The following is a 20258-nucleotide window of genomic DNA, read 5'->3' as shown; positions in this document are numbered from 1 at the left end:
CAACGTTATATTCAAAATGTGAATTTCTGTTGATGATTTTATTGTCTCGAGCGGGCTTTTACTGTGATGAGATTGACTGCAAAAGGGAAAGCTTTACACCCGAAATTCGTGATAATAATCACGTGAGGTAAAGCCTAGGATCACACTTGTTAATAGCGGATTGAAACGGGTCACAATTCCAGTTAGTTTCTTTGCAACGGCGCTGAGGCTGAACATTTTTTATTTAAAAGACTCTAAGTCTCAATTGTTTATAGCAGATTGAAATAAGTCACAACTGTAGTTGGTTTCTTTGCAAGGGCGCCGTTAATCAGTCATAGATCCATTAAGGTTTTAGTGGAGGCGGCACAATGCATAACTATTTAAGAACGAAATCGGTAACAAGAGATCGGATCTTGGTTGAAGCCAAAAAATTGATAATAGCAGAGGGGGTTTGTTCATTTAGGCTGTCTCAGATACCGACTCAAGCTAAATGTTCGCCTAAAACCTTTTATAGCCACTTTAAATCAAGGGAGGATATTGTGGTCGCGCTATTTATAGAACATGTAAATGATATCCTTGTTAAAACTGACATGCTAATGGACATGGATGAGCTCAGTAATAAAGAGAAGATCATTTTTAGTTTGATGTACGATATTGTTAAATGTTGGTCCGCTAAAGAGGGGGATATCTGTATCAATTTCTTAGGCGTAAACCCCCACGTATATGGATTTTCAAGTTCGGAGTATGAGGGGAATATTGACGTCATATTCATTGAATTAAAAGCAAGGGTGCAAGCGCTTTGGGGACGAGCGGTGCAATGTGGTGAGCTCTTATCGAGTAAGGAAGAGATAGTCGATTGTATTTTTTCGATGAGAACCATAGAACGCGGCAGCATCGTCGTCGGTCAGAATAAGTTTTTACGCCGCCACGGTTATGATAATAATGAACATGACAATCGAGTTGAAACGGTGTTCAACTTACTGTGTTTGGTTGCCAGCACGCTCAAGTGGCAAAACAATCAGCTTGTGTCCTATAGCAAGATGCTTGAGACCATTATACCTCTAGTTGAAACCGCTACAGGGACAAACTTCAAGCACTGCAGATTAAATTATGAAACACTTAACGAGCCAATAGAGCTTTAATATTCAGCGCACGCAGTAGCTCATAGGCTAGATGTTTACCTGTAACTAAGCGCAAAGTTTGTGTCTTACAACACAGGCATCCTTTCGAATGCCTGTTTTAATGAACAAACTAATCTAGCTCTTCAAAATTTCAAGCGGCAGTGCCAGCATGTCGTCACCGCTGCCGGCGAAGTACCAGATGATGCCGATGAATGCGCCAACGGTGGCAAGGTACCATAGGGTTGAAAAAATCTGCCCGTAGCGATCCAGTGGTAAAAGGTGGCTCTGATGGCGGGTTTTCCATTCAAACACTATCTCTGCACTACCAATCAGCAACAAGAAGCCCAGCAATGCTAACCCTAAGGTATAGCTAATGTACACGCCAATGGCCGCGCCTGCGATACAAGCAACCAGTCCCATGACACTGTTCATTGAAAAGCTAATACTCTTAAGAATATGTCCGCCATCTAGCGGCAATATCGGCAGCAAATTAAATAGGTTAAGTAGGGCATTGAATGCGGCAAGACCAGCGAAGAAGATATTGCCAGTAACCCAATAGGCGATTAATGCCGCTATCGACATTAGCAGTCCAAAGGTGGGACCCATAATCGAGATCACTACATCTTGCCAGCGGGTATTAATCTTTTCATCGCTTAATGCGAGTCCGCCCATAAAAGGGATGAGATAGATCCCTTTGGTTTTCATGCCAAAGTATTTCATTGCGCGGATATGGCCATATTCATGAAATACCAAGCAAGCGATGAGTGCCAGTGCAAACTGGAATGAAAATAACCAAGAATATGCGGCAACACTTGCGCCTGCCAGAACGACCTTAATCACCTTGGCGCTTTTTAATAGTTTGAAGCCTAAAGACGCTAAGCCCACCATACTAAACTGCTTTTTTTCTGCCACGGCGACAGTGGGTACTTGCTGTTCAATATCTTTACTGTTGCGTTGGCCGCTACTGATGGGTTGCCCGTTATGCAGTAGACGATAATCGATGACAAAAGGCTGCCAAGTTAAATCGGTTTCTAAGGTGATTTGTAGGGCGCTCTGTTGCGGGGCTTCAATCGTATCGGCTGTTGTAGCTGTTGGTACGGCAGTGCTAAGTTCAAAAGTATGGCTTTTTAAGCCTTCATTCTCAGCGCTTGCTTGGATAACTGAGACTAAGGTATCGCCCCAAAAGAGTTGCTGCCAACCTGCCATAGAACCCTCTAAGCGAAGAGGTTTTCCAAGGCAGTCAATTTTCAATAATTCCACGACATATCTCAACGAGTTTAAGTAAGGTTATTATGCCGCTAAATAGAGTTCGAAGACAATAAATCCTAGGTTTACGCTGTTGTTAGTTACTTTTTAGCACTGTAATCAAAGTCTATCTCTTGATTAATATTGGTGATGCTACAAGGACCATGATCTCGTTGCGTGCGGTTAAACGCCTTACCAATATGGATCTCGATATTGGTAAAAACGTGCTTTAAGGCATCGACTCGATAGTTTTTATAGTAATTTGTAACCTCTTGCTGAATAGATTCAAACTCAGCTTGCTCCTGCTGTTTGGCAGAGACAATTCGCCGTTTTTCCTCAAGCATCACAGTTACTTGTTCTACCATTATCTCATCGTCTTGCCACTGAGCCTTTGGTGGTAGATTACCTAGTTGCCCGTCAATGTTTGCAATGGCGACCGTCATTGATTTGATGCTGTCTTGAAGTTGAATAATATCTTGCTTGAATTCACGGATATGCATGGCGCAAAATATTTCAGTCTTAGTACCAGCAGTGGCACCAATGGCTACCACTTTTAAGCCCTTATCAACCTCAACTTTTCCACCGACTAAATCACCACGACGACCGCTAGCGTCACAGACAATCAGCTGTTGTTTAGTTTTAGCATGGCTATGAAGTAATTGCTTAGTCACCAAAATGTTACCGCTAGCTTCAAGGTTTGAATATTGGACAAACTGGGCGCTGATCTGACCTTGTGCTTTGAGGGTCGTGGAAAGGGTATTATCTTTTAGTTGCCGACCTATAACGCCTTTGCTGACGGTAATATCACCTTGAGCATCTAGCGTTGCTGAGTCGACAAACCCCATCACCGTGATATCGCCAGAGCTTTTGACCTGCATGCCCTCGCCAACATCGCCAGTGATCAATACACTGCCTTTAAAGTCGACGTGACCGTAACCAACATTGACATTTTTTATCTGCAGCAGATCGTCGACCTGCATGCCTTGTTTAGTTTCAACTGGCTGGCCTGCAACGTCTGCGATTAATAAATGGGGATTGTTGTCACTAAACTTTGTACCGTCGCCAGCAACGAGCTTAAGATCTTTGCCTGGCTTGGCAAGTAGTTTGTCACCAGCAACATTGTAACCATTAACGCCGGTGGTTGCCGGGTGCTTTAATATGAGTGTATTGCCTGGTTTTACCATTATCACGGCACCCAGGTTGCGCATGTCGACACTACCGTCGCTATTCTCTTGCGGCTGTAATAGTCGCTCGCGAGCCAGCATGACTTTCCGCTCCAGTTTGGCGGCTTTGCCGTGAATCGCTGCTCGTCCTTGGGCTATTATATTACAGCACTGCTCACCAGGTTGCAGCGAGGCAAACTGTGCTAGTGAAAGGTCAATTTTGGCTTTGCTGAGACCAAGTTTAACTTGCTGTATTTTTAAGTTTTGTAAAATATCTTTGAGGGTAATATCTTGACCGCCATAGGCGGCAGTTAAGGTCATCGATACCTGCATCTTGTCGTCAGATATCTCAAAACTGATGCTAGCATCTTGGCGTTGTGCAATGGTAAACAGCAGTGCAGATTGGCCATCATCTTGGCCACAAAGTCGATTAACTTGAACAATGGCTTTATTGATGGACTCTTTGAGGGGTTTTAGCTTGCAAAACCCAGGCAGTGCCAGCAGCTCAAGCAAGTCCTGTTCAACGATAGGGCCATGGGTGTTAGGGATTAGCGTTAACTCGGCTTTATCGCCGTCCGTACTTAACTCGATAAGTTCTGGGTGCAGCATGAAAATCCCTATCGTTTATTTATTATTATTAAAGAGATCAGTCCTGAGTATAACCACACAACAGAAAGTCATAAAACTAAAAAACAGACAAAGCGCGGCTCGGGTCACAGTTTAAATGTAACATGATCTTTGCTGCGGTATATTCAACTTGTGAAACATTCATTGCCTATTTTCGCGCTTTGTCTTAGCGTTTGATGTTGGAGTAAACTTTGTATCTATTATTCTCTGCGCAGACGTTAACGCTGCCAAAGTTTTCAGCGATGCAGTCTGAGTAGGGCAGGTGTCGATTGGCCACAATATGGAACAAGCCGCCTCTGGTCAAATTAGCTAAACTGGCTTTTACAAAATGAGTGGTAATGCTGTTGGTGCTGGTTAAGCCATCATGAAAAGGTGGGTTGGAGATAATACCGTCGTAGTTTTTGCTTACTTGCGCCAGCCCGTCTGATGCAAACACGTTGGCCTCAAGCCCGTTAGCTTGCATGGTTAGCTCGCAAGATAGTAACGCCATGGCGTTGATATCGACGCATTCAAGTTTGAGCTGAGGCTGAGCCGTTAATAATGCCGCCGCTATCACGCCAGCACCGCAACCAAAATCAAGCACATTACCGCGCATCCTTGGCAGGTTATCTAATAATAACTTGCTGCCTTCATCAAGCCTCTTCTCACTAAATACGCCAACCATATTGCAGATAGTGATTTCACCTTGAGGCGTCTGCAATGGATATTTGCTGTACCAATCTTGCATCTTTATTTCTGGAGCTTGGCGGTTTAGCTCGCTGGTAAATACAATGCAGTGGCGAGCATTATCTGTTTTGAAGGCTTTATCAAAGTAATCAGGCAGTAACTTAGGTAGCGACTTAACTCCACCTTTGTTCTCCCCAACCACAATGAGTTGGCCTAGGGGTTTAAGATGCTTGGCTGCAAGGTTAAACAGGTAAGGGGCTAATGCTTTGGCTTTAGGGAAATAAACAATAACACTATCAAAGCAATCTTGGTTTGGCAGTTGGTGGCCAAAAAACAGCTGGAGATTACTTGCTGCATGGGGTTGCATTATAAGGTGGTGATGAAAATCTAAGGCTAAAGCGCAGACGCTAGCGGCGCTGTCTAATAATGCTTTAGGTAAGGTATCGCCTTCATAATTAAGTACTAATACAGATTGGCCATTAACTAAGTCACTATTTCTGAGAAGGGCTTGCGAAGCGTTGGTTAGCATGAGTTTTCAAAGTCTGATTTTAAGTGGATGTGATTATACTTGAACCACCTGAATATGCACTTTTAACTCACCAATAAAAAGCCACCGTTCAAATCTTGAAAGGTGGCTTAATGAGATCAACAGCCTCTAGTGTACTTTTGGCAGTAAGCTCATCATTTTTTCTGCGATGTGAGTATTGTCTTGATTGCCTTTAAACAGATCCGCAGCCGGTCCCATGGCAAATACTTGTACGTCACCACCCGTATGACCGCTGGTGGTCCAACCGGTAAAACTGCGTGTATCAATCAGTTTTTTTAGTGCGACTTCCAATGCATTTTTTCCCTGCATACGGGCATTACTCAGTTGCTGTAATTCGACATTATCCACTTCAAATCCAAGCTGTTGGCTTACAGCTGCTTGCCAATTATCAACTGCAATAGCTTGGGTGGCAATGTTAGCCGGGCTGGCACCGATCCCTTTTAGTAACTGAGTGTCCCATAGGTATTCGCCGTTTGCCCCGATAGATAGGCCGCCAGTGTTATGATCTGCAGTGACCACTAACAGGGTATCTGGGTGCTGACGAATATACTGCTCAACCACTTCGATGGCATTGGCAAAACCGTGCATTTCAGCCATTGCGGTGGCGATATCATTGTTGTGCCCAGCCCAGTCGATCAAGCTGCCCTCAACCAGTAACACAAAGCCTTTTTCATTTTGAGAGAGTAGTTCGAGTGACTTTTGCGTTAGCTTACTTAAGGTATTGGCGTCGCTATCATCGATCACCCACGGCAGTTGAACGTCAGCAAAGAGTCCGAGCACTTTAGGCTTGGTAATACTGTCGAGCTGCGTGAGCTCAGTAATGTGTTGGTAACCTTTAGCACTAAATTGGTTTAACAGTGCTTCAGAGAAGTACTTTTGCCCACCGCCTAGGATAACGTCCGCATCAGATTTAAGCATATCTGCAGCAATAGCTTGGTAATTTCGGCGGCTTTCGTTGTGGGTTAAAAAGGCCGCTGGAGTGGCATGGTTAACTTGAGATGTAACCGCTACGCCGGTAGACATACCGCGCGCTTTTGCCATCTGCATGATGGTGGTCAAAGGGCGCTTATTGATGTCGACAGAGATAGCACCATTATAGCTTTTAACGCCTGTGGCGAGTGCTGTCGCTGATGCAGCAGAATCGGTGACATAACCGCTTTCTCTTGCTGGGTAAGTTGATGCCATACCTACGAGTAAGCGATCAAACACGGTTTGCTCAATCTCTTCGGTATCAGGGTTGTCCTGAAAATAACGATAAGCACTGGTGTAAGCCGGCCCCATGCCGTCACCAACCATGATGATCATATTCTTCGGCCGTGACGGCGCCTGTTGAATATCGATATTCGCGGAGGCATAAAGTGGTAATACAGCAAGGGCACTAAGGACCCAAGTAAAGGTGTTTCTAAAAGTCATACCGAGTCCTTGGACAGGTTATTTATTGATTCTAGCTTCAATAGAATCCATCAACATACCGGTGATATCCACATCAAAAGCGGCTTCTATCTCTTTAATACAGGTTGGGCTTGTGACATTTATCTCGGTAAGCTTGTCGCCGATAACGTCAAGTCCAACAAAAATCAGCCCACGCTTTTTGAGTTCAGGACCAATAGTGCGGGCAATATGCCAATCGGATTCTGATAGTGGCTGGGCGACACCGCGACCGCCAGCGGCCAAGTTGCCTCGGGTTTCGCCTTTTTGCGGAATACGGGCTAATGAATAAGGCACAGGTTCACCGTCGACCACTAAAATGCGTTTGTCACCTGCGGTAATATCGGGAATGAAAGCTTGTACCATTGCATACTGCTGGCCTTCATTAGTCAGGGTTTCGATAATCACCCCAAGGTTTGGATCATCCTTTTTAACTCTGAAAATAGAGCTGCCACCCATGCCGTCGAGTGGTTTTAGAATGATGTCGCCTTGCTCTTTGTGGAAAGCGCGAATGCGCTGCTCATCACGGGTAACCACGGTTTCTGGAGTGAACTCAGAGAACCAGGCGGTAAACAGTTTCTCGTTGGCATCACGTAAGCTTTGTGGCTTATTGACGATAAGCACGCCTTGCTCTTCAGCGCGTTCAAGCATATAAGTGGCGTAAATGAACTCAGTATCGAACGGCGGATCTTTACGCATTAGAATAACGTCTAGGTCGGCTAGTGGTGTATCAATCGCTTCTGCTAGCTGATAAAAGTCCTGGGGATCTTCTTTTACCGTGAGTGCACGCATGGTGGCCATTGCTTGGCCATTCACCATGGCTAAATCGTTCATCTCCATGTAAAACAGCTGATAACCACGGGACTGCGCCGCCATTAACATGGCGAAGCTAGAATCTTTTTTGATGTTTATGTCGCTGATGGGGTCCATCACGATACCGAGTTTTATCATCGAGCGTGTTCCTTATTCTTTCGTTTCTGCAACTAACATGGGGGCATGATCAGCATTTTTCTAGTCAAACACCCTTAAACGTATAGCGTTTTATTCGAGATATGACGATTAAATAATCGCTGATAGCTGTTAATAGCATTATCCAATATCGCCAAATTTAAGCTGCAAGGCACTGATTGTAGTAAGTGCTGCAGTTTCGGTGCGTAATACTCTTGGGCCGAGCAGTACATCGGTAAACTTGTGTGTTTCCGTCATAGTAATTTCAGTGGCCGATAAGCCGCCTTCAGGACCAATCACTAGTCTTACTCTATTGTTGGGCAGACTTAAACCGTTAACACCGTAAGATGCTCGCGGGTGAAGATTAAGTTTAAGCGACGTTGTCTCCTCTGCACACCAATCGATAAGCTGCATTGCAGGGCGGATCACGGGTACCACACTGCGGCCTGATTGCTCACAGGCGCTAACAACGATTTTTTGCCATTGCTGGATTTTTTTCTCTAAACGTTCGCCGCTGAGCTTGACTCCACAGCGCTCTGAAAACAGCGGGGTAATGGTATTCACACCCAGTTCGACAGATTTTTGAATGGTAAAGTCCATTCTGTCACCGCGTGAAATCACCTGACCTAAATGCAGGTGAAGTGGTGATTCACTGTCATTACTTTCACAGGATAAGACCTTCACCGCGACATTTTTCTTACTGGCGCTGACGATCTCTGCTAAATAATTATTACCATCGCCGTTAAATAAACAGACATGATCACCCGCTGCCATTCTTAGTACGCGGCCGACGTGTCCGGCTGCTTCCTCGTGAAGTGATACTGTTTCTTCAATAGCCAGTGAAGAGGCCTGGTAAATTCTTGGTACTCTCATGGTACGGTTTTGCCTTATTCTGCGATGTTTGTTGCTGAGACTAGCTGCTGACATTGAGCTTGCACAAGGGTGTTGTGATTACCTTGTACCTTGGCAATTTCTTGATCTCGCTTGCACTCAATAGTATCAACTGGATAGCTTTTATCCCATGCTTTAAATAACTTTAATTGGCTAGTGGATATTTGCAAAGCATAAGCGCTTTGCATGTAAAGGTAGGTGCGAGCAATTCTGCCACGAGTGTAACTGGGTGGCTCGGCTTTGCGGCCCTTAAAATCAACGCTCATTTCACACAGGCCGTACTGCTCAGGTTTGGCGTTCCACTGACTAAATCGATAGTTACTGCGATCGCCATTAACTTCACCAATGGCGGGCACTAAGTTGTGCAGATCGGATTCCATCTTTTTAAACAGTTGGTCGTTCTTGCCACAGTTTTTGCGGCCGCCTTGCTGCCAGCACTGACGTTGATGGCCAAACTCCCACGCGGGAACGATATGTTCCCACTCTATTCTCGCCGCTCTTTTTTGCTGCTTACGCACTTGATAGCCACAACGACTTAAATCCGTGCGCCATTTTTTACCTTCAATCGTAATGTCACAACCACAATAGAAACTGGTGATAGGCAGTGACTCTATATAGAGTTCTTTCGCCAGTCTTTTAGCTTGGCTGAAACTGGTTGGGTGTTTAGCTAAGGCATAGCTAAATTGTGGCATGAGCCACATAATACTAAACGCCAATGTGAGCGTTTTGAGTAACGTTGCTCTCAAACGAAATCCCTGAAATTAATTTGCTTAACGAAACGTATGCTCGTTTGAGAAGATTGTAAGGGAGGCTGGGGCTTGGGGCAATGCAGTTCGAACTTGGCGGGCTTACTTTTCCGTTGATGAACGTAGATTGTGACCACATTTTCGGCAACGATACTGAGTCTCGCCCCGTAGTACTTTGTTGTGACGGCGAATGCTGAGATTAACGCTGCCACAACCACAAAGATATTCGTAGGTTTTACCCTCAACAGATTGGGTATTAAAGCTGTGAGTGGTGCGAGGTTGGCGATGATAAAGCTGCCGCATTAAACGTTGCCAATGAACGCCGTGGGGTTTCACTCTGCCGTAGAGTTGAAAGCTCAACAGATGGCAGATCTCATGTGGCACAACATCATCAATAAAAGCTTGTTGGTTGTCTTTTAGCAGCAGTGGGTTAAAACGCAGCTTATTGAGTTGTAAATGCGCCGTACCAGCGCTCTTACCACGCAGTTTAAAGTTGATCTCGGGGCGAGGGAATTTTTGTCCTAAGTGAGTTTCTGCCAGCTGATAACAGTGTTCTACTTGGCTAGCGATACTCTGTTGCAGCGGATCGGCAAAAGTCACCGGCGGATGGTCGATAGCTTTTGCAGCTAACATCAGCTTAGACTTGAAAGGGTTAAGCGTTTTGAACATTGAATCGGTAACTCACGGTTGATGAACTCGCGAATTGCGAGCTCATCAATGTTACCTGAGTCAGAAGTGCCACACCAGAAATGGTTATAGCGTCGTCGTCGCAAGCTCTACCATAGCGCGTACTTGCTCAACAATATCATGCTCGACTTTAACGTCGTAAGCCGCGATACGTGGGGTATGAATATGGCCTACAGGGATGCGGCTATTGAACTGCTTTTGCAGCAATATAGCGCGGTAAGATATCTCATTGGAGAGATAGCCACCGCCTGAGCCTGCAACCGATGTTGCACTTTGCAGCTCGGCTAATGACTTGGCTTGAAACTCGCCTTTAGCTAGGGTTGCAACGGTATGATTGTCGTTAACTTTCCATGGGCCTTCAACGGTTTGCATTGCTGCTATCGGCAGGGAAAACTCAACAAATTCTGGGCCATTGAGCGTGCCACCATTAAACAATGGCGCAATAGGAGCTTGCTTGTTGGCGCCGGTTAATACATTAAGGTTATCGGGGGCGGCCGCGCTGCGATTGCGGCCAGGAAAGCGCTCTATATCAAATTCATCTCGGCCCATGCTGACGGTAAAAATCATATCGACACTGTTGTCACGATAAATGGGGGTGAGTATCGATTCAATTAATCCATCATCGAAGTCGGCGAATCGCACGGGGATCATCACTGTTTCTATCTGGACCTGTTCGCCATTGACGCTAAAGCGGTAACCATCAAGCGCTAAGGCAACTAATCCTGACGGATTGCTCTGGTCGATATGACGGTCGAGGAAGAAGGGATCGAAACCGGTGAGTAATATTTTAATTTCGGCATCATCTTTGAACTGGATATCACTCAAGCCACGGGAGGATTTTTCGACCGCTTTAATAAGAATATCTCGCTGCCATGGGGCTATGTTGAAATTTGGATTTTGCGTCTTTAATAAGTCACGCATAGCAAGACGATTCCAATAGAGGGAGCGATCGTCTAAATGACCTGATTGCACATCTCTTACCGCTTGCTGCCATAGGCGTAAGCCTTGATGTGCCACCATTTGGGTGATTTTCAGCTCATCAGAGTGCTGGGCATATTTTTCAGATAGGTTAGTGACGAATGCTTGATAACGTTTAACCACTTCTGGCATGGCTGCAGTGGCGACTGGCAGTCGAGCCTCTTCAACATCAAGTTTGGCATTAGCGGAAGCTGAAGTAAGACCGACTAATAGCGCTGTTGCCATTAATGCCATGCTAGGTGTTCTCATTGCAATATCCTTTCTTATTATAAGTAACCTTTAAAATCAACATTCTCAGGCATTCCACTTCTGCTTTGCATTGGCTCGCAAGGGAATAACCATTATCTCGTCAATGCGTATCGAATTGAAAAGCTTGAGCGCTTCTGAATTGACTAAATACTAAGTGCAATTGGTATAAGTATGCCTTAGCGTGAGTTGCATTGAAAGCGACGAAAGAGCTTAGACGCCGAGCGTCATATTGCCATTTTTTGGCCACAATTGATCCCGATATCGCCATAAAGTTAGCACGCTAAACCGCTATGATAATAAACATGATGGCGCTGCAATGATAATGTTCATAAAGTGCCAAGTATTGACCGAATAAAGGGATGGGCAGATAGATGGTTAGGGTATTTTTACTGGGATTGTTGATTGTACTGGCTGCAATGGCCTTAATCGTCGACGCTAAAGATGAGAGGTCTAACGAAGTGCTGCTAGGTTCAGCTATGATCGAGCCGATGCAAACTAGGGGGTGGGACGCTATATTCCGCAGCAATAATGTTAATGGCGTAGTGGTGTTATTTAACCCTGAAAAACAGCAGTTATTAACCAATGATCTGTTAAGGGCACAAACGGGATTCATTCCGGCTTCTACTTTTAAAATCGCCAATGGTTTGATTGCGCTGGAATTGGGAGTAGTGAATGATGCAGAAGACCAATACCTATGGGATCAGCAGCAACACTCTTTTAAAGCTTGGAACCAAGATCATACCTTCTCTAGCGCATTTAAATACTCAGTGGTGCCAATATTTCAGCAGATTGCTGCTGATATCGGTAAGCAGCGCATGGCCAACATGTTGGTGAGCTTAGATTATGGTAATGCAACGATGGGCGGCGATCTCGATAGTTTTTGGCTGGAGGGTGGCCTGCGAGTCAGCGCTATAAAGCAGATTCAATTCTTGCAGCGATTGCATGCTGAAACATTGCCGTTAAGCCCACGCTCACAGCAGATAATGCAGCAGGTCATGTTAACCGAGTCAGCTGACCATTATGCTATCTATGCCAAGACAGGCTTTGGTAATAAGGGGGAAGCGTATATTGGCTGGTGGGTAGGTTGGATTGAGCAAGATGACAGTACTGTCTTCTTTGCACTAAATCTAGATCTTGCCAACATGCAACAAGCTCACCTTAGGCAAAAGATAATGAAACAGATCCTCCAAGCAGAGCAGGTTATTTAATGCATTTTAGCTCAAGCTAGCCCATCAACGATTGCAAAGACTCTTGATTGGTAAAGCGTTTATGGAAAAAGTCTAAGAAGACGCTGATATTGGTCGCCAGCTGACGACGGCTTGAGTAAACCCCATACACTTTAAAGGCTTCCATTGGCCACTCTTGTAAAATGGGCACCAGTGAGCCACTGGCGAGCTCATTTTTACACACAGAGTTGGATAGCATGGCGATACCAAAATCATCCATGACAAACTGTTTGACCATCACCGCACTGTTCACCCTGACCTTACGCTTAAAGTTGACCATGGTTTTTCGAGCGCCTTTGCCTAAAGGCCAAATGGGAGCTGAGCGTGAAGTGCCTAACAATATACCGCTGTGGGTGGCCAACTCTTGTGGATTGGCGGGGGTACCGTGAGTCTTTAAGTAGCTCGGGCTTGCGACTAATATGGGTTGCCGTTCAAAGAGCAATCTCGCCACTAAGTCGCTTGATTGCAGTGGGCCGTATTTAATCGCGATATCGTAGCCTTCACCCACGAGTCCAACGTCGTTATCAGTAAATTGCACGTCGAGTTCTACGTTAGGGTACAGACGCATAAAGCCGCTACAAAGGTTTGCTATCAGCTCCTGGCTGAAAGAAACGGGTATAGCAACGCGCAACGATCCCGACACATCATTGTGAGTGTTTTCGATGGTAGCTTTGGCAGCTTCTATTTCATCGCTTATACTGGTGCAATGCTGAAAAAACAGCGCGCCAACCTGAGTTAAGCTCAGATTACGGGTATCTCGCTGCAAAAGCCGAACCCCTAGCTGCTCTTCAAGCTGGGCAACCTTACGACTTATGGTTGATTTTGGCATGCCTATTTCGCGTGCGGCTTGTGAGAACCCTTTAGCTCTAACTACCGCTGCAAACAGCATCATACCGTTTAAATCTGGCATGTTATCTTCACTGTCTCAAAAATGGAACAAAGCGTCTATTGCAGTTTAATAGCAATTGACCTGATAACAAAGTTATATTTACGGGCTAAAAATTTCAGAGGCTAAACGCAGAGGATCTTTCGATGACCAGCAAAAATCAGCCCGCTAACATGACTCAAGCCCAAACAGCCGACCCGCTTTTTTTAAAAGCTGAGCATTTGGCTAAAGACTTTTCTCTGTTTCCTGAGCACAGTAAACAGACACTATCTGAGGAGATCAAAGGTCTTCTTGGTGATGACGAAATCCAAGTGAATCTTAAAGATCTTGCTGGATTAGACGTCGATGGTTATGTCACTAAGGTGATCCAACCAACGCAAGACAAAAACCGCCCAGGCGCTAAGCGCATGATTGCGGACCTTAAAGGTAAGCTTATTACCGAAACCCACATCGGCCCTTTTTATAGTGCAGAGATTGAACTGAATTTTGGTTCTCGTACTCGCCGTATCGGTTTTATTGCCCAAGAACGCACCACAGCTAACGGTGCATGGATGCCTGAGCATCACTTAGCATGCGCTAAAGCGATTCGTCATTTTGCCGAATTGTCTATGCCTATTATTTACCTTATCGACACTCCTGGTGCCGATGCCGGTGAAGTGGCAAACAGCCAAAACCAAGCTCATTCAATCTCTAAAGCGATTGCAGAGAGCGCCAATGTTGATGTGCCAACAGTCGGTATCGTGATCGGTGCCGGTTACTCTGGTGGTGCTATTCCACTGGCTGCGGCAAACATTTTATTGTCGCTACGTGACGGTATCTTCAACACGATTCAGCCACAAGGTTTGCAAAGCATTGCGCGCAAGTACAACTTGTCTTGGCAGGAGTGTGCTAAGTCTGTCGGTGTATCACCAGAAGAGCTTTACACCTCAGGCTGCATTGATGGCATTGTTGATTTCTCGCCGACAGACAGAGATGAGCGTCAGCATAATTTACGCCGTGCGATTATTAGTAGTGTTGAAGCTGTTGAAAAAGCCGCGGTACAGTTTGTGCGCGAATCAGAAGATTTACGTGCACATTATGATCGCAGTCTAACGCGTTTCTTAGCCCCGTCTACCAACTTGGCCGCACTTGAAGAGAATGCTGAGCTGGCAGTTGCCAACAACCCAACCATGCACTTGAACTTGTTTGGTAGTGCTTACCGTTACTTGCGTTACCTAACGCTGCGTAGCCGTATCCATTCAATCTCGCAAGAGCAGTATGGTCGCCTCTCTAAAGTTAGCGTACCTGAAGGTGACTTGTTGGCGCGTATTCAGCAAGAGCAAGACAAGGTATTCCAGTCTTGGTTATCAAACCCTGACAAACTTGTTTATGACGAAGAGTTGAACAAGCTTTGGGGCAACTTCATTGCTAAGCGTGATGATGTTTCTACCGAACGAAACATGTTAACTCGGTTGATTTTGGGTGAGCCAAAAGAGAACTATAAGAAAGCACGTAAAGCACTTATTTTTAACATCAGTTGGTCGCTGTTTCACCGCTGGAAAGGCAATGCTGAAAACAACTTTAAGGGGCTGATTAGCTACCTTGAGACCTTGCCATCAGAAGTGACCCAAGCGGATTGGCCTGAGCTCAATCAACTGACTGTCCTCGATATTATTGTCCATGATGAGCTGCGTGAAGATTTCATCTGGCAATGTCATAACATCTTGGTATTCAACGCTCTGTATGACAACGTTGTCGGCAACCTAGCCTCTATCGCGAAAGAGGCGATGATGTCTAAGAGCTTATCGCGTAGTTCAGTGGATAACTTGCTACACGATTCAATCGATAGAGCACTGTCTACCCAAGATGTTGCCAACGATAAGACTAAATTCTACAAGTGGCTGAAGTTTTTTATGTCGCAGTCAAACCGTGCTGAGCTGCTGACGCGTACCGAGCAGTGGAAGAGTGTTGGTTTTCCACAACTGAACGACAGTCTATTTGTTATTTTGACTTACTTCTTCGAGCGTCTACTGCCTGAGTATTTCGACAGTGAAGAGGAAAGCAGTGAATACACTGGCGCCATTAACCCAGTGCGCATCGGTCGTCGTAAAGACTTCTGGAACCGTTTGACCATGGGTTACCAAGATCTGCTGATCCAAAAGGTCCTTCGCGATGAAAAGCGCAAAGGTAAAATGGGATGGGATGCGATTGTCGATAAGTTCTTCACTCAGTTTGAAGAGCTTAACGGCGATAAAATGTCAGCTAACTTGCTTAACTTCCCCGGTTTCCGCCTGTCGATTGAAGATGCAATCGACAAGGGGATCCGTCCTTGTGGCTTAATTACCGGTCTTGCTGATTTCGACAGAGACGGCAAGCCAATGCGGGTCGGTGTAGCGGTATCAAATACGGCATTCCAAGCGGGTGCATTCGATATGGCGGCCGCTGAAAAGTTCAGCGCGTTATTGATTGAGTGTGCTAAACGCAAACTGCCGGTTATCTGCTTTATTAGCTCTGGCGGCATGCAGACTAAAGAAGGTGCAGCAGCACTATTCTCAATGGCGGTGGTTAACGACCGCATTACCCGCTTTATTCGTGATAACGAATTGCCAGTATTGATGTTTGGTTATGGTGACTGTACCGGTGGCGCACAGGCGAGCTTCGTGACTCACCCACTAGTGCAGACCTACTACCTGTCTGGCACTAACATGCCATTTGCGGGTCAAATGGTGGTACCGGCATATTTGCCATCGACGGCGACACTGTCTAACTATTTATCGAAAGTACCTGGCGCGATGAACGGCCTCGTTGAGAATCCATTCACTACCACGTTGGATGACCAGTTAAGCAGTATCGATCCCTTGATGCCTAAGCCGACGGGTAAGATTGAAACCATTATTGGCAATGCGCTGTCGACACTGGTGCCGGAAATGTCTGTTGAAGATGAAGAGATTGTGCAAAACGATCCTCGCGCGCTAATGAAGCCAATCAATAAAGTACTGATTCATGCTCGTGGTTGTACCGCGGTTAAGCTTATCCGTAAGGCACATGACAACAATATCGACGTGGTACTGGTTGCCTCTGATCCTGATATGACATCAGTACCAGCAGACATGCTAAAAGCCAACGACAAACTGGTTTGTATCGGTGGTAACACCTCTGATGAAAGTTACCTAAACGCCTACTCAGTGCTTAAAGTCGCTGAGTACGAAAACGTGGATGCATTGCACCCAGGTATTGGTTTCTTATCAGAAAGCCCGCAGTTTGCGGCGCTTTGTGTGAACAACGGCATTAACTTCGTCGGCCCGAGTGTTCACAGCATGACGACCATGGGTAACAAGTCGAATGCGATTAAGACATCCCAAGAGCAAGGCGTCCCTGTAGTGCCTGGTAGCCACGGTATTTTGACCAATGCAGAGCAAGCGGTAAACGTTGCTACTGAAATTGGTTATCCTGTATTGCTTAAAGCGGTACAAGGTGGTGGTGGTAAAGGTATTCAGGTTGTTGAACGTCCTGAAGACATGATTGAACTATTCCAAAAGACCTCTACAGAAGCGGCCGCAGCATTTGCTAACGGTGATCTATACCTAGAGAAATACGTGACTTCGCTACGTCACATCGAAGTGCAACTGCTTCGTGACCAGTTCGGTAACACTAAGGTACTTGGTCTACGTGATTGCTCTGTACAGCGTAACAACCAGAAAGTGGTTGAAGAATCTGGTTCAACCATGTTGCCAGCAGAGCTTAAAGAGAGAGTGTTGGAATATACGCGCTTATTAGGTGATGCAACCGATTATATGGGCGCAGGTACCGTCGAGTTCATCTATAACTTAGACGCCAACGAAGTCTACTTTATGGAGATGAACACCCGTCTGCAAGTTGAGCATCCAGTAACCGAAGCCACATCTGGTATCGATATTGTCAGTGCTGGTTTTGATATTGCAGCCGGTCGTTCAATCGCAGATCTCGAGCCGCAGAGCATTGGTTATGCGATGGAAGTACGTGTAACGGCTGAAAAAGCGGCGCTTGATAGCAATGGCATATTGCAGTTGCTACCCAATCCTGGTCTTATCACTGAATACAAGATGCCAGAGCGTGATGATATTGAAATCATCTCTATTGCGGGTGAAGGTAAAGAGGTATCTCCTTACTACGATAGCTTGATTGCACAGATCATCTGCCGTGGTGAAAGCCGTGAAGATGTCATCAACAAGCTGCATGACTACCTTGCAAACGAAGTGGTGATTAAGGGCATCGCGTCTAACATTCCATTGTTAACCCGTATCCTTAAAGATGGCACCTTCAATGAAGGCGTTTACGATACTAACTACTTGCCGCGCTTTATGGCTGAGCTTGATATTCCTGAGCTTATCGCCGAGATGGAAGCGGCGGCAGAAACGGTTGGTGTTGATACTGAATCACTACGCGTTGGCGAAAGTAATGAACTTAAGGTGATGGCGCAGGGCGCAGGTATCTTCTATACCTCTCCAGCACCTGGTGAAGCAGACTTCGTTAAAGAAGGCGACATTGTTACAGTAAATCAGACTTTAGCGCTTACAGAAGCTATGAAGATGTTCTCGCAAGTAACGCTTGCCGGCTTTAACCGCAAGAATGCTGTGCTATATCCTGAAGATCAGCAGTACCGTATTGAGCGTATTCTTAATAGTAATGCTCAGCAGATTTCACAAGGTGAATTACTGTTTGTGATATCGCCAGTAGGGTAACTATTGAATGTAAAACAACGTACTCATTCTAGTCTGTTGTTTTTGCATTAAATAGCCCTATAAATACCCACCTAGCGTGGGTATTTTTATGGGCTAATTTTGTCACTTATCAGTCAATAGTATTGCTAAACTTGTGTTTAACCCGCGATAGCAGTAGTTTTGGCTTAGGGCATTGGTATAACTTAGAGGATTCAATTGATGGGGAGCTTATTTGCAGTCCCTTCAATATTGTCGTTAATGAATGAGACCAAGATTGAACTGGCCAAGCTGCAGGAGATGCTTGCTACTCTAGAGCAAGAAAATAAGCAGCTTAGGAATGACAAGGCTGAGTTGCTGCGGCACAAATCTGTGTTAGAAGAAAAGCTCAATGCGGCGTTAGACGGCACAGGGTTATGCTTGTGGGAGCAACATATACCGTCAGGTAACCTCACCATGTTCAATATGGAATGGGGTTCACTGTTGGGGTATACCATTGATGAGCTTGCTGCTCATATCGACAGCTGGAAAGCTAACTTACATCCAGACGATCGTGATTGGGTTATCGCCAACTTTGACGATCATGTCAAAGGAAAAACAGAATCCTACCAAGTGACTCATCGAATGTTACACAAAGATGGTAGCGTTAGCTGGGTGTCAGATCGCGGCAGAATTGTTGAGTTTGATGAAGATGGTCAGCCGCTAAGGATTATGGGAACTCATATCGATATCACTCAAGAGAAGCGCTATGAGCAGGGTTTATCCGAACTTGCCAACAAAGACCCTCTAACCGGTTTATTGAACCGTAAGGCGCTACTAGAGGCCTATGAGCAGTCAAAGATACAAGAACATGCTGGTGGCGCGTTACTGTTTATCGACCTTGATGATTTCAAGGTGATCAACGACCACTATGGTCATAAGTTTGGTGATAGCCTACTTATGCTTATTGCAGACCTATTGCGGCAGCAAGTAGCCGAATCGCTGGTGATTGCTCGTTTAGGCGGAGACGAGTTTGTGCTGTTAGTTAATTCAAGCGACAGAGCATTATTATCAGCGCTAGCACAGCGAGTGCTGGCCTGTTTCACTGCACCAATCACACTCGAAAATCGTCAAATCTCGATAGGTTTGAGTATCGGTATCTGTCTTCATCAAGGAGAGCTCGAGTTCGCAGAGATTTGTGATCGCGCGGATAAAGCCATGTACCAAGTTAAGCGACAAGGAAAGAACAGCTTCGCTTTTGCAGCCTAGCCTGCCTTTCAATTCTGTGATTGACCATTGCTAGCATTATCAATATTAGGAGTCAGTTCTTGGCTTAGGGCGATAAAACTCTCAGCTGCTGCCGTTAGTGGTAAGTTCTTGCGCCAAATAAGGGCTAAATCCCAAGTTAGAAAAGGGTTTAGAGGCCGGTAAACAAACGCATCTGAGCTGACTTTATTACAAATCGGTTCCGGTAAAATAGCGATGCCCATTTCTGCAGCAACCATGGCAGCGATAAAATCCCATTGGCCACTTTGTGCGGCAATATTGAGTTCGACATTGGCTTTGCGGCTTAAGCGTAGCAACAGTTTTGACAGTGAAAAATCATCGTTATAAAGAATAAACGGATAGGGTTCTATGTTGGCCCAAGTTAATGCTTCAGTTTCAGCTAACGGATGGTCTTTGGGGATGCAAGCCAGCAGAGGATAGCCTTGTAAATTGTGGCTATCAAACTCTTCTGTATGAGTTGTCGGTAGCGCGGTAAACGTCAGATCCAAGCTATCATTTAATAACGCCTGCTCGGCACCAAAACCGCCTAGCTCAAGGATGCTGACATCGATACCAGGATAACGCTTTCTATAGTTTGAGAGCAGGTTAATGATCATCTCTCCCATCATCGGACAGACACCTAAGCGCAGTTGACCCGTTTCCAAGCCCTTTAAACGATTCATGTCCTCTTGTAACCTATGCCACTGACCAACAATCTGCTGTGCGCTACAGGCTAATAATCTACCCGCTTCAGTCGCGATCACCTTTTGATTGTTACGGATCAACAGTGGTTGTTCTAAGTGCGACTCTAGCCGCTGGATCATCTTGCTCAACGTGGGCTGAGTTAAGTGTAACTTCTCTGCTGCACGGGTGTAGTTGCCCATTTCTACAAGAGTCACAAAACAGTGTAAGTTCTTTATTTGGATGTTCATGCTTTTTTGGAATGTACT

15 protein-coding genes are annotated in these 20258 nt (G+C 45.5%); 4 read left to right on the top strand and 11 right to left on the bottom strand.

Annotated elements, in window-relative coordinates:
* Positions 1 to 347 precede the first annotated feature (347 nt).
* Positions 348 to 1121 (top strand): TetR/AcrR family transcriptional regulator, encoded by a 774-nt coding sequence (locus tag L2755_RS11660; RefSeq protein WP_248980870.1) that lies wholly within the window; start codon positions 348 to 350, stop codon positions 1119 to 1121.
* A gap of 114 nt (positions 1122 to 1235) precedes the next feature.
* Here the strand turns inward: L2755_RS11660 and L2755_RS11655 are convergent, their stop codons facing one another.
* The 9 genes from L2755_RS11655 to L2755_RS11615 all read right to left on the bottom strand — a co-directional run bounded on the left by L2755_RS11655 (position 1236) and on the right by L2755_RS11615 (position 11275).
* Positions 1236 to 2360, bottom strand: a complete 1125-nt coding sequence (locus tag L2755_RS11655; RefSeq protein WP_428847794.1) for a site-2 protease family protein — start codon at positions 2358 to 2360, stop codon at positions 1236 to 1238.
* Positions 2361 to 2446: 86 nt separating this feature from the next.
* Positions 2447 to 4117, bottom strand: a complete 1671-nt coding sequence (locus L2755_RS11650) for a flagellar assembly protein A (protein ID WP_248980868.1) — start codon at positions 4115 to 4117, stop codon at positions 2447 to 2449.
* A 184-nt stretch (positions 4118 to 4301) separates the two neighbouring features.
* Positions 4302 to 5330: a methyltransferase gene (locus L2755_RS11645; RefSeq protein ID WP_248980867.1), complete on the bottom strand. Its 1029-nt coding sequence runs from the start codon at positions 5328 to 5330 to the stop codon at positions 4302 to 4304.
* A gap of 126 nt (positions 5331 to 5456) precedes the next feature.
* The gene (locus L2755_RS11640) at positions 5457 to 6761 is read right to left on the bottom strand and encodes an alkaline phosphatase (protein WP_248980866.1); all 1305 of its coding nucleotides are present in this window, start codon (positions 6759 to 6761) and stop codon (positions 5457 to 5459) included.
* An 18-nt stretch (positions 6762 to 6779) separates the two neighbouring features.
* Positions 6780 to 7727, bottom strand: a complete 948-nt coding sequence (gshB, locus tag L2755_RS11635) for a glutathione synthase (RefSeq protein ID WP_248980865.1) — start codon at positions 7725 to 7727, stop codon at positions 6780 to 6782.
* Between the two features lie 138 nt (positions 7728 to 7865).
* On the bottom strand, positions 7866 to 8597 hold the full coding sequence (gene rsmE / locus L2755_RS11630; RefSeq protein WP_248980864.1) for a 16S rRNA (uracil(1498)-N(3))-methyltransferase: 732 nt from the start codon (positions 8595 to 8597) through the stop codon (positions 7866 to 7868).
* A 14-nt stretch (positions 8598 to 8611) separates the two neighbouring features.
* Positions 8612 to 9316 (bottom strand): endonuclease, encoded by a 705-nt coding sequence (locus tag L2755_RS11625; RefSeq protein WP_248980877.1) that lies wholly within the window; start codon positions 9314 to 9316, stop codon positions 8612 to 8614.
* 147 nt (positions 9317 to 9463) lie between these two features.
* Complete coding sequence (locus L2755_RS11620) at positions 9464 to 9994, bottom strand: SprT family zinc-dependent metalloprotease (protein ID WP_248980863.1); 531 nt, start codon at positions 9992 to 9994, stop codon at positions 9464 to 9466.
* A gap of 120 nt (positions 9995 to 10114) precedes the next feature.
* A complete protein-coding gene (locus L2755_RS11615; RefSeq protein WP_248980862.1) occupies positions 10115 to 11275 on the bottom strand; it encodes a pyroglutamyl-peptidase I in 1161 nt (386 codons plus the stop codon).
* Between the two features lie 371 nt (positions 11276 to 11646).
* On the opposite strand from L2755_RS11615, the gene blaOXA reads away from it, so the two are divergent.
* Positions 11647 to 12483: a class D beta-lactamase gene (gene blaOXA / locus L2755_RS11610; RefSeq protein ID WP_248980861.1), complete on the top strand. Its 837-nt coding sequence runs from the start codon at positions 11647 to 11649 to the stop codon at positions 12481 to 12483.
* 16 nt (positions 12484 to 12499) lie between these two features.
* Here blaOXA and L2755_RS11605 read toward each other — a convergent pair whose 3' ends face one another.
* The gene (locus tag L2755_RS11605; protein ID WP_248980860.1) at positions 12500 to 13411 is read right to left on the bottom strand and encodes a LysR family transcriptional regulator; all 912 of its coding nucleotides are present in this window, start codon (positions 13409 to 13411) and stop codon (positions 12500 to 12502) included.
* Positions 13412 to 13533: 122 nt separating this feature from the next.
* On the opposite strand from L2755_RS11605, the gene L2755_RS11600 reads away from it, so the two are divergent.
* The gene (locus L2755_RS11600; protein ID WP_248980859.1) at positions 13534 to 18087 is read left to right on the top strand and encodes an ATP-binding protein; all 4554 of its coding nucleotides are present in this window, start codon (positions 13534 to 13536) and stop codon (positions 18085 to 18087) included.
* A 237-nt stretch (positions 18088 to 18324) separates the two neighbouring features.
* Positions 18325 to 19311 carry a diguanylate cyclase domain-containing protein gene (locus L2755_RS11595; RefSeq protein WP_428847795.1) on the top strand — a complete coding sequence of 329 codons (987 nt, stop codon included), beginning with the start codon at positions 18325 to 18327 and terminating at the stop codon, positions 19309 to 19311.
* Positions 19312 to 19319: 8 nt separating this feature from the next.
* On the opposite strand, the gene L2755_RS11590 is transcribed toward L2755_RS11595, so the two are convergent.
* Positions 19320 to 20240: a LysR family transcriptional regulator gene (locus L2755_RS11590; RefSeq protein WP_248980857.1), complete on the bottom strand. Its 921-nt coding sequence runs from the start codon at positions 20238 to 20240 to the stop codon at positions 19320 to 19322.
* Between the last annotated feature and the right edge of the window lie 18 nt (positions 20241 to 20258).

The organism is Shewanella abyssi (genome assembly GCF_023284025.1).
Lineage (GTDB): Bacteria > Pseudomonadota > Gammaproteobacteria > Enterobacterales > Shewanellaceae > Shewanella > Shewanella abyssi.
This window is presented reverse-complemented; position numbering and strand designations above follow the sequence as displayed.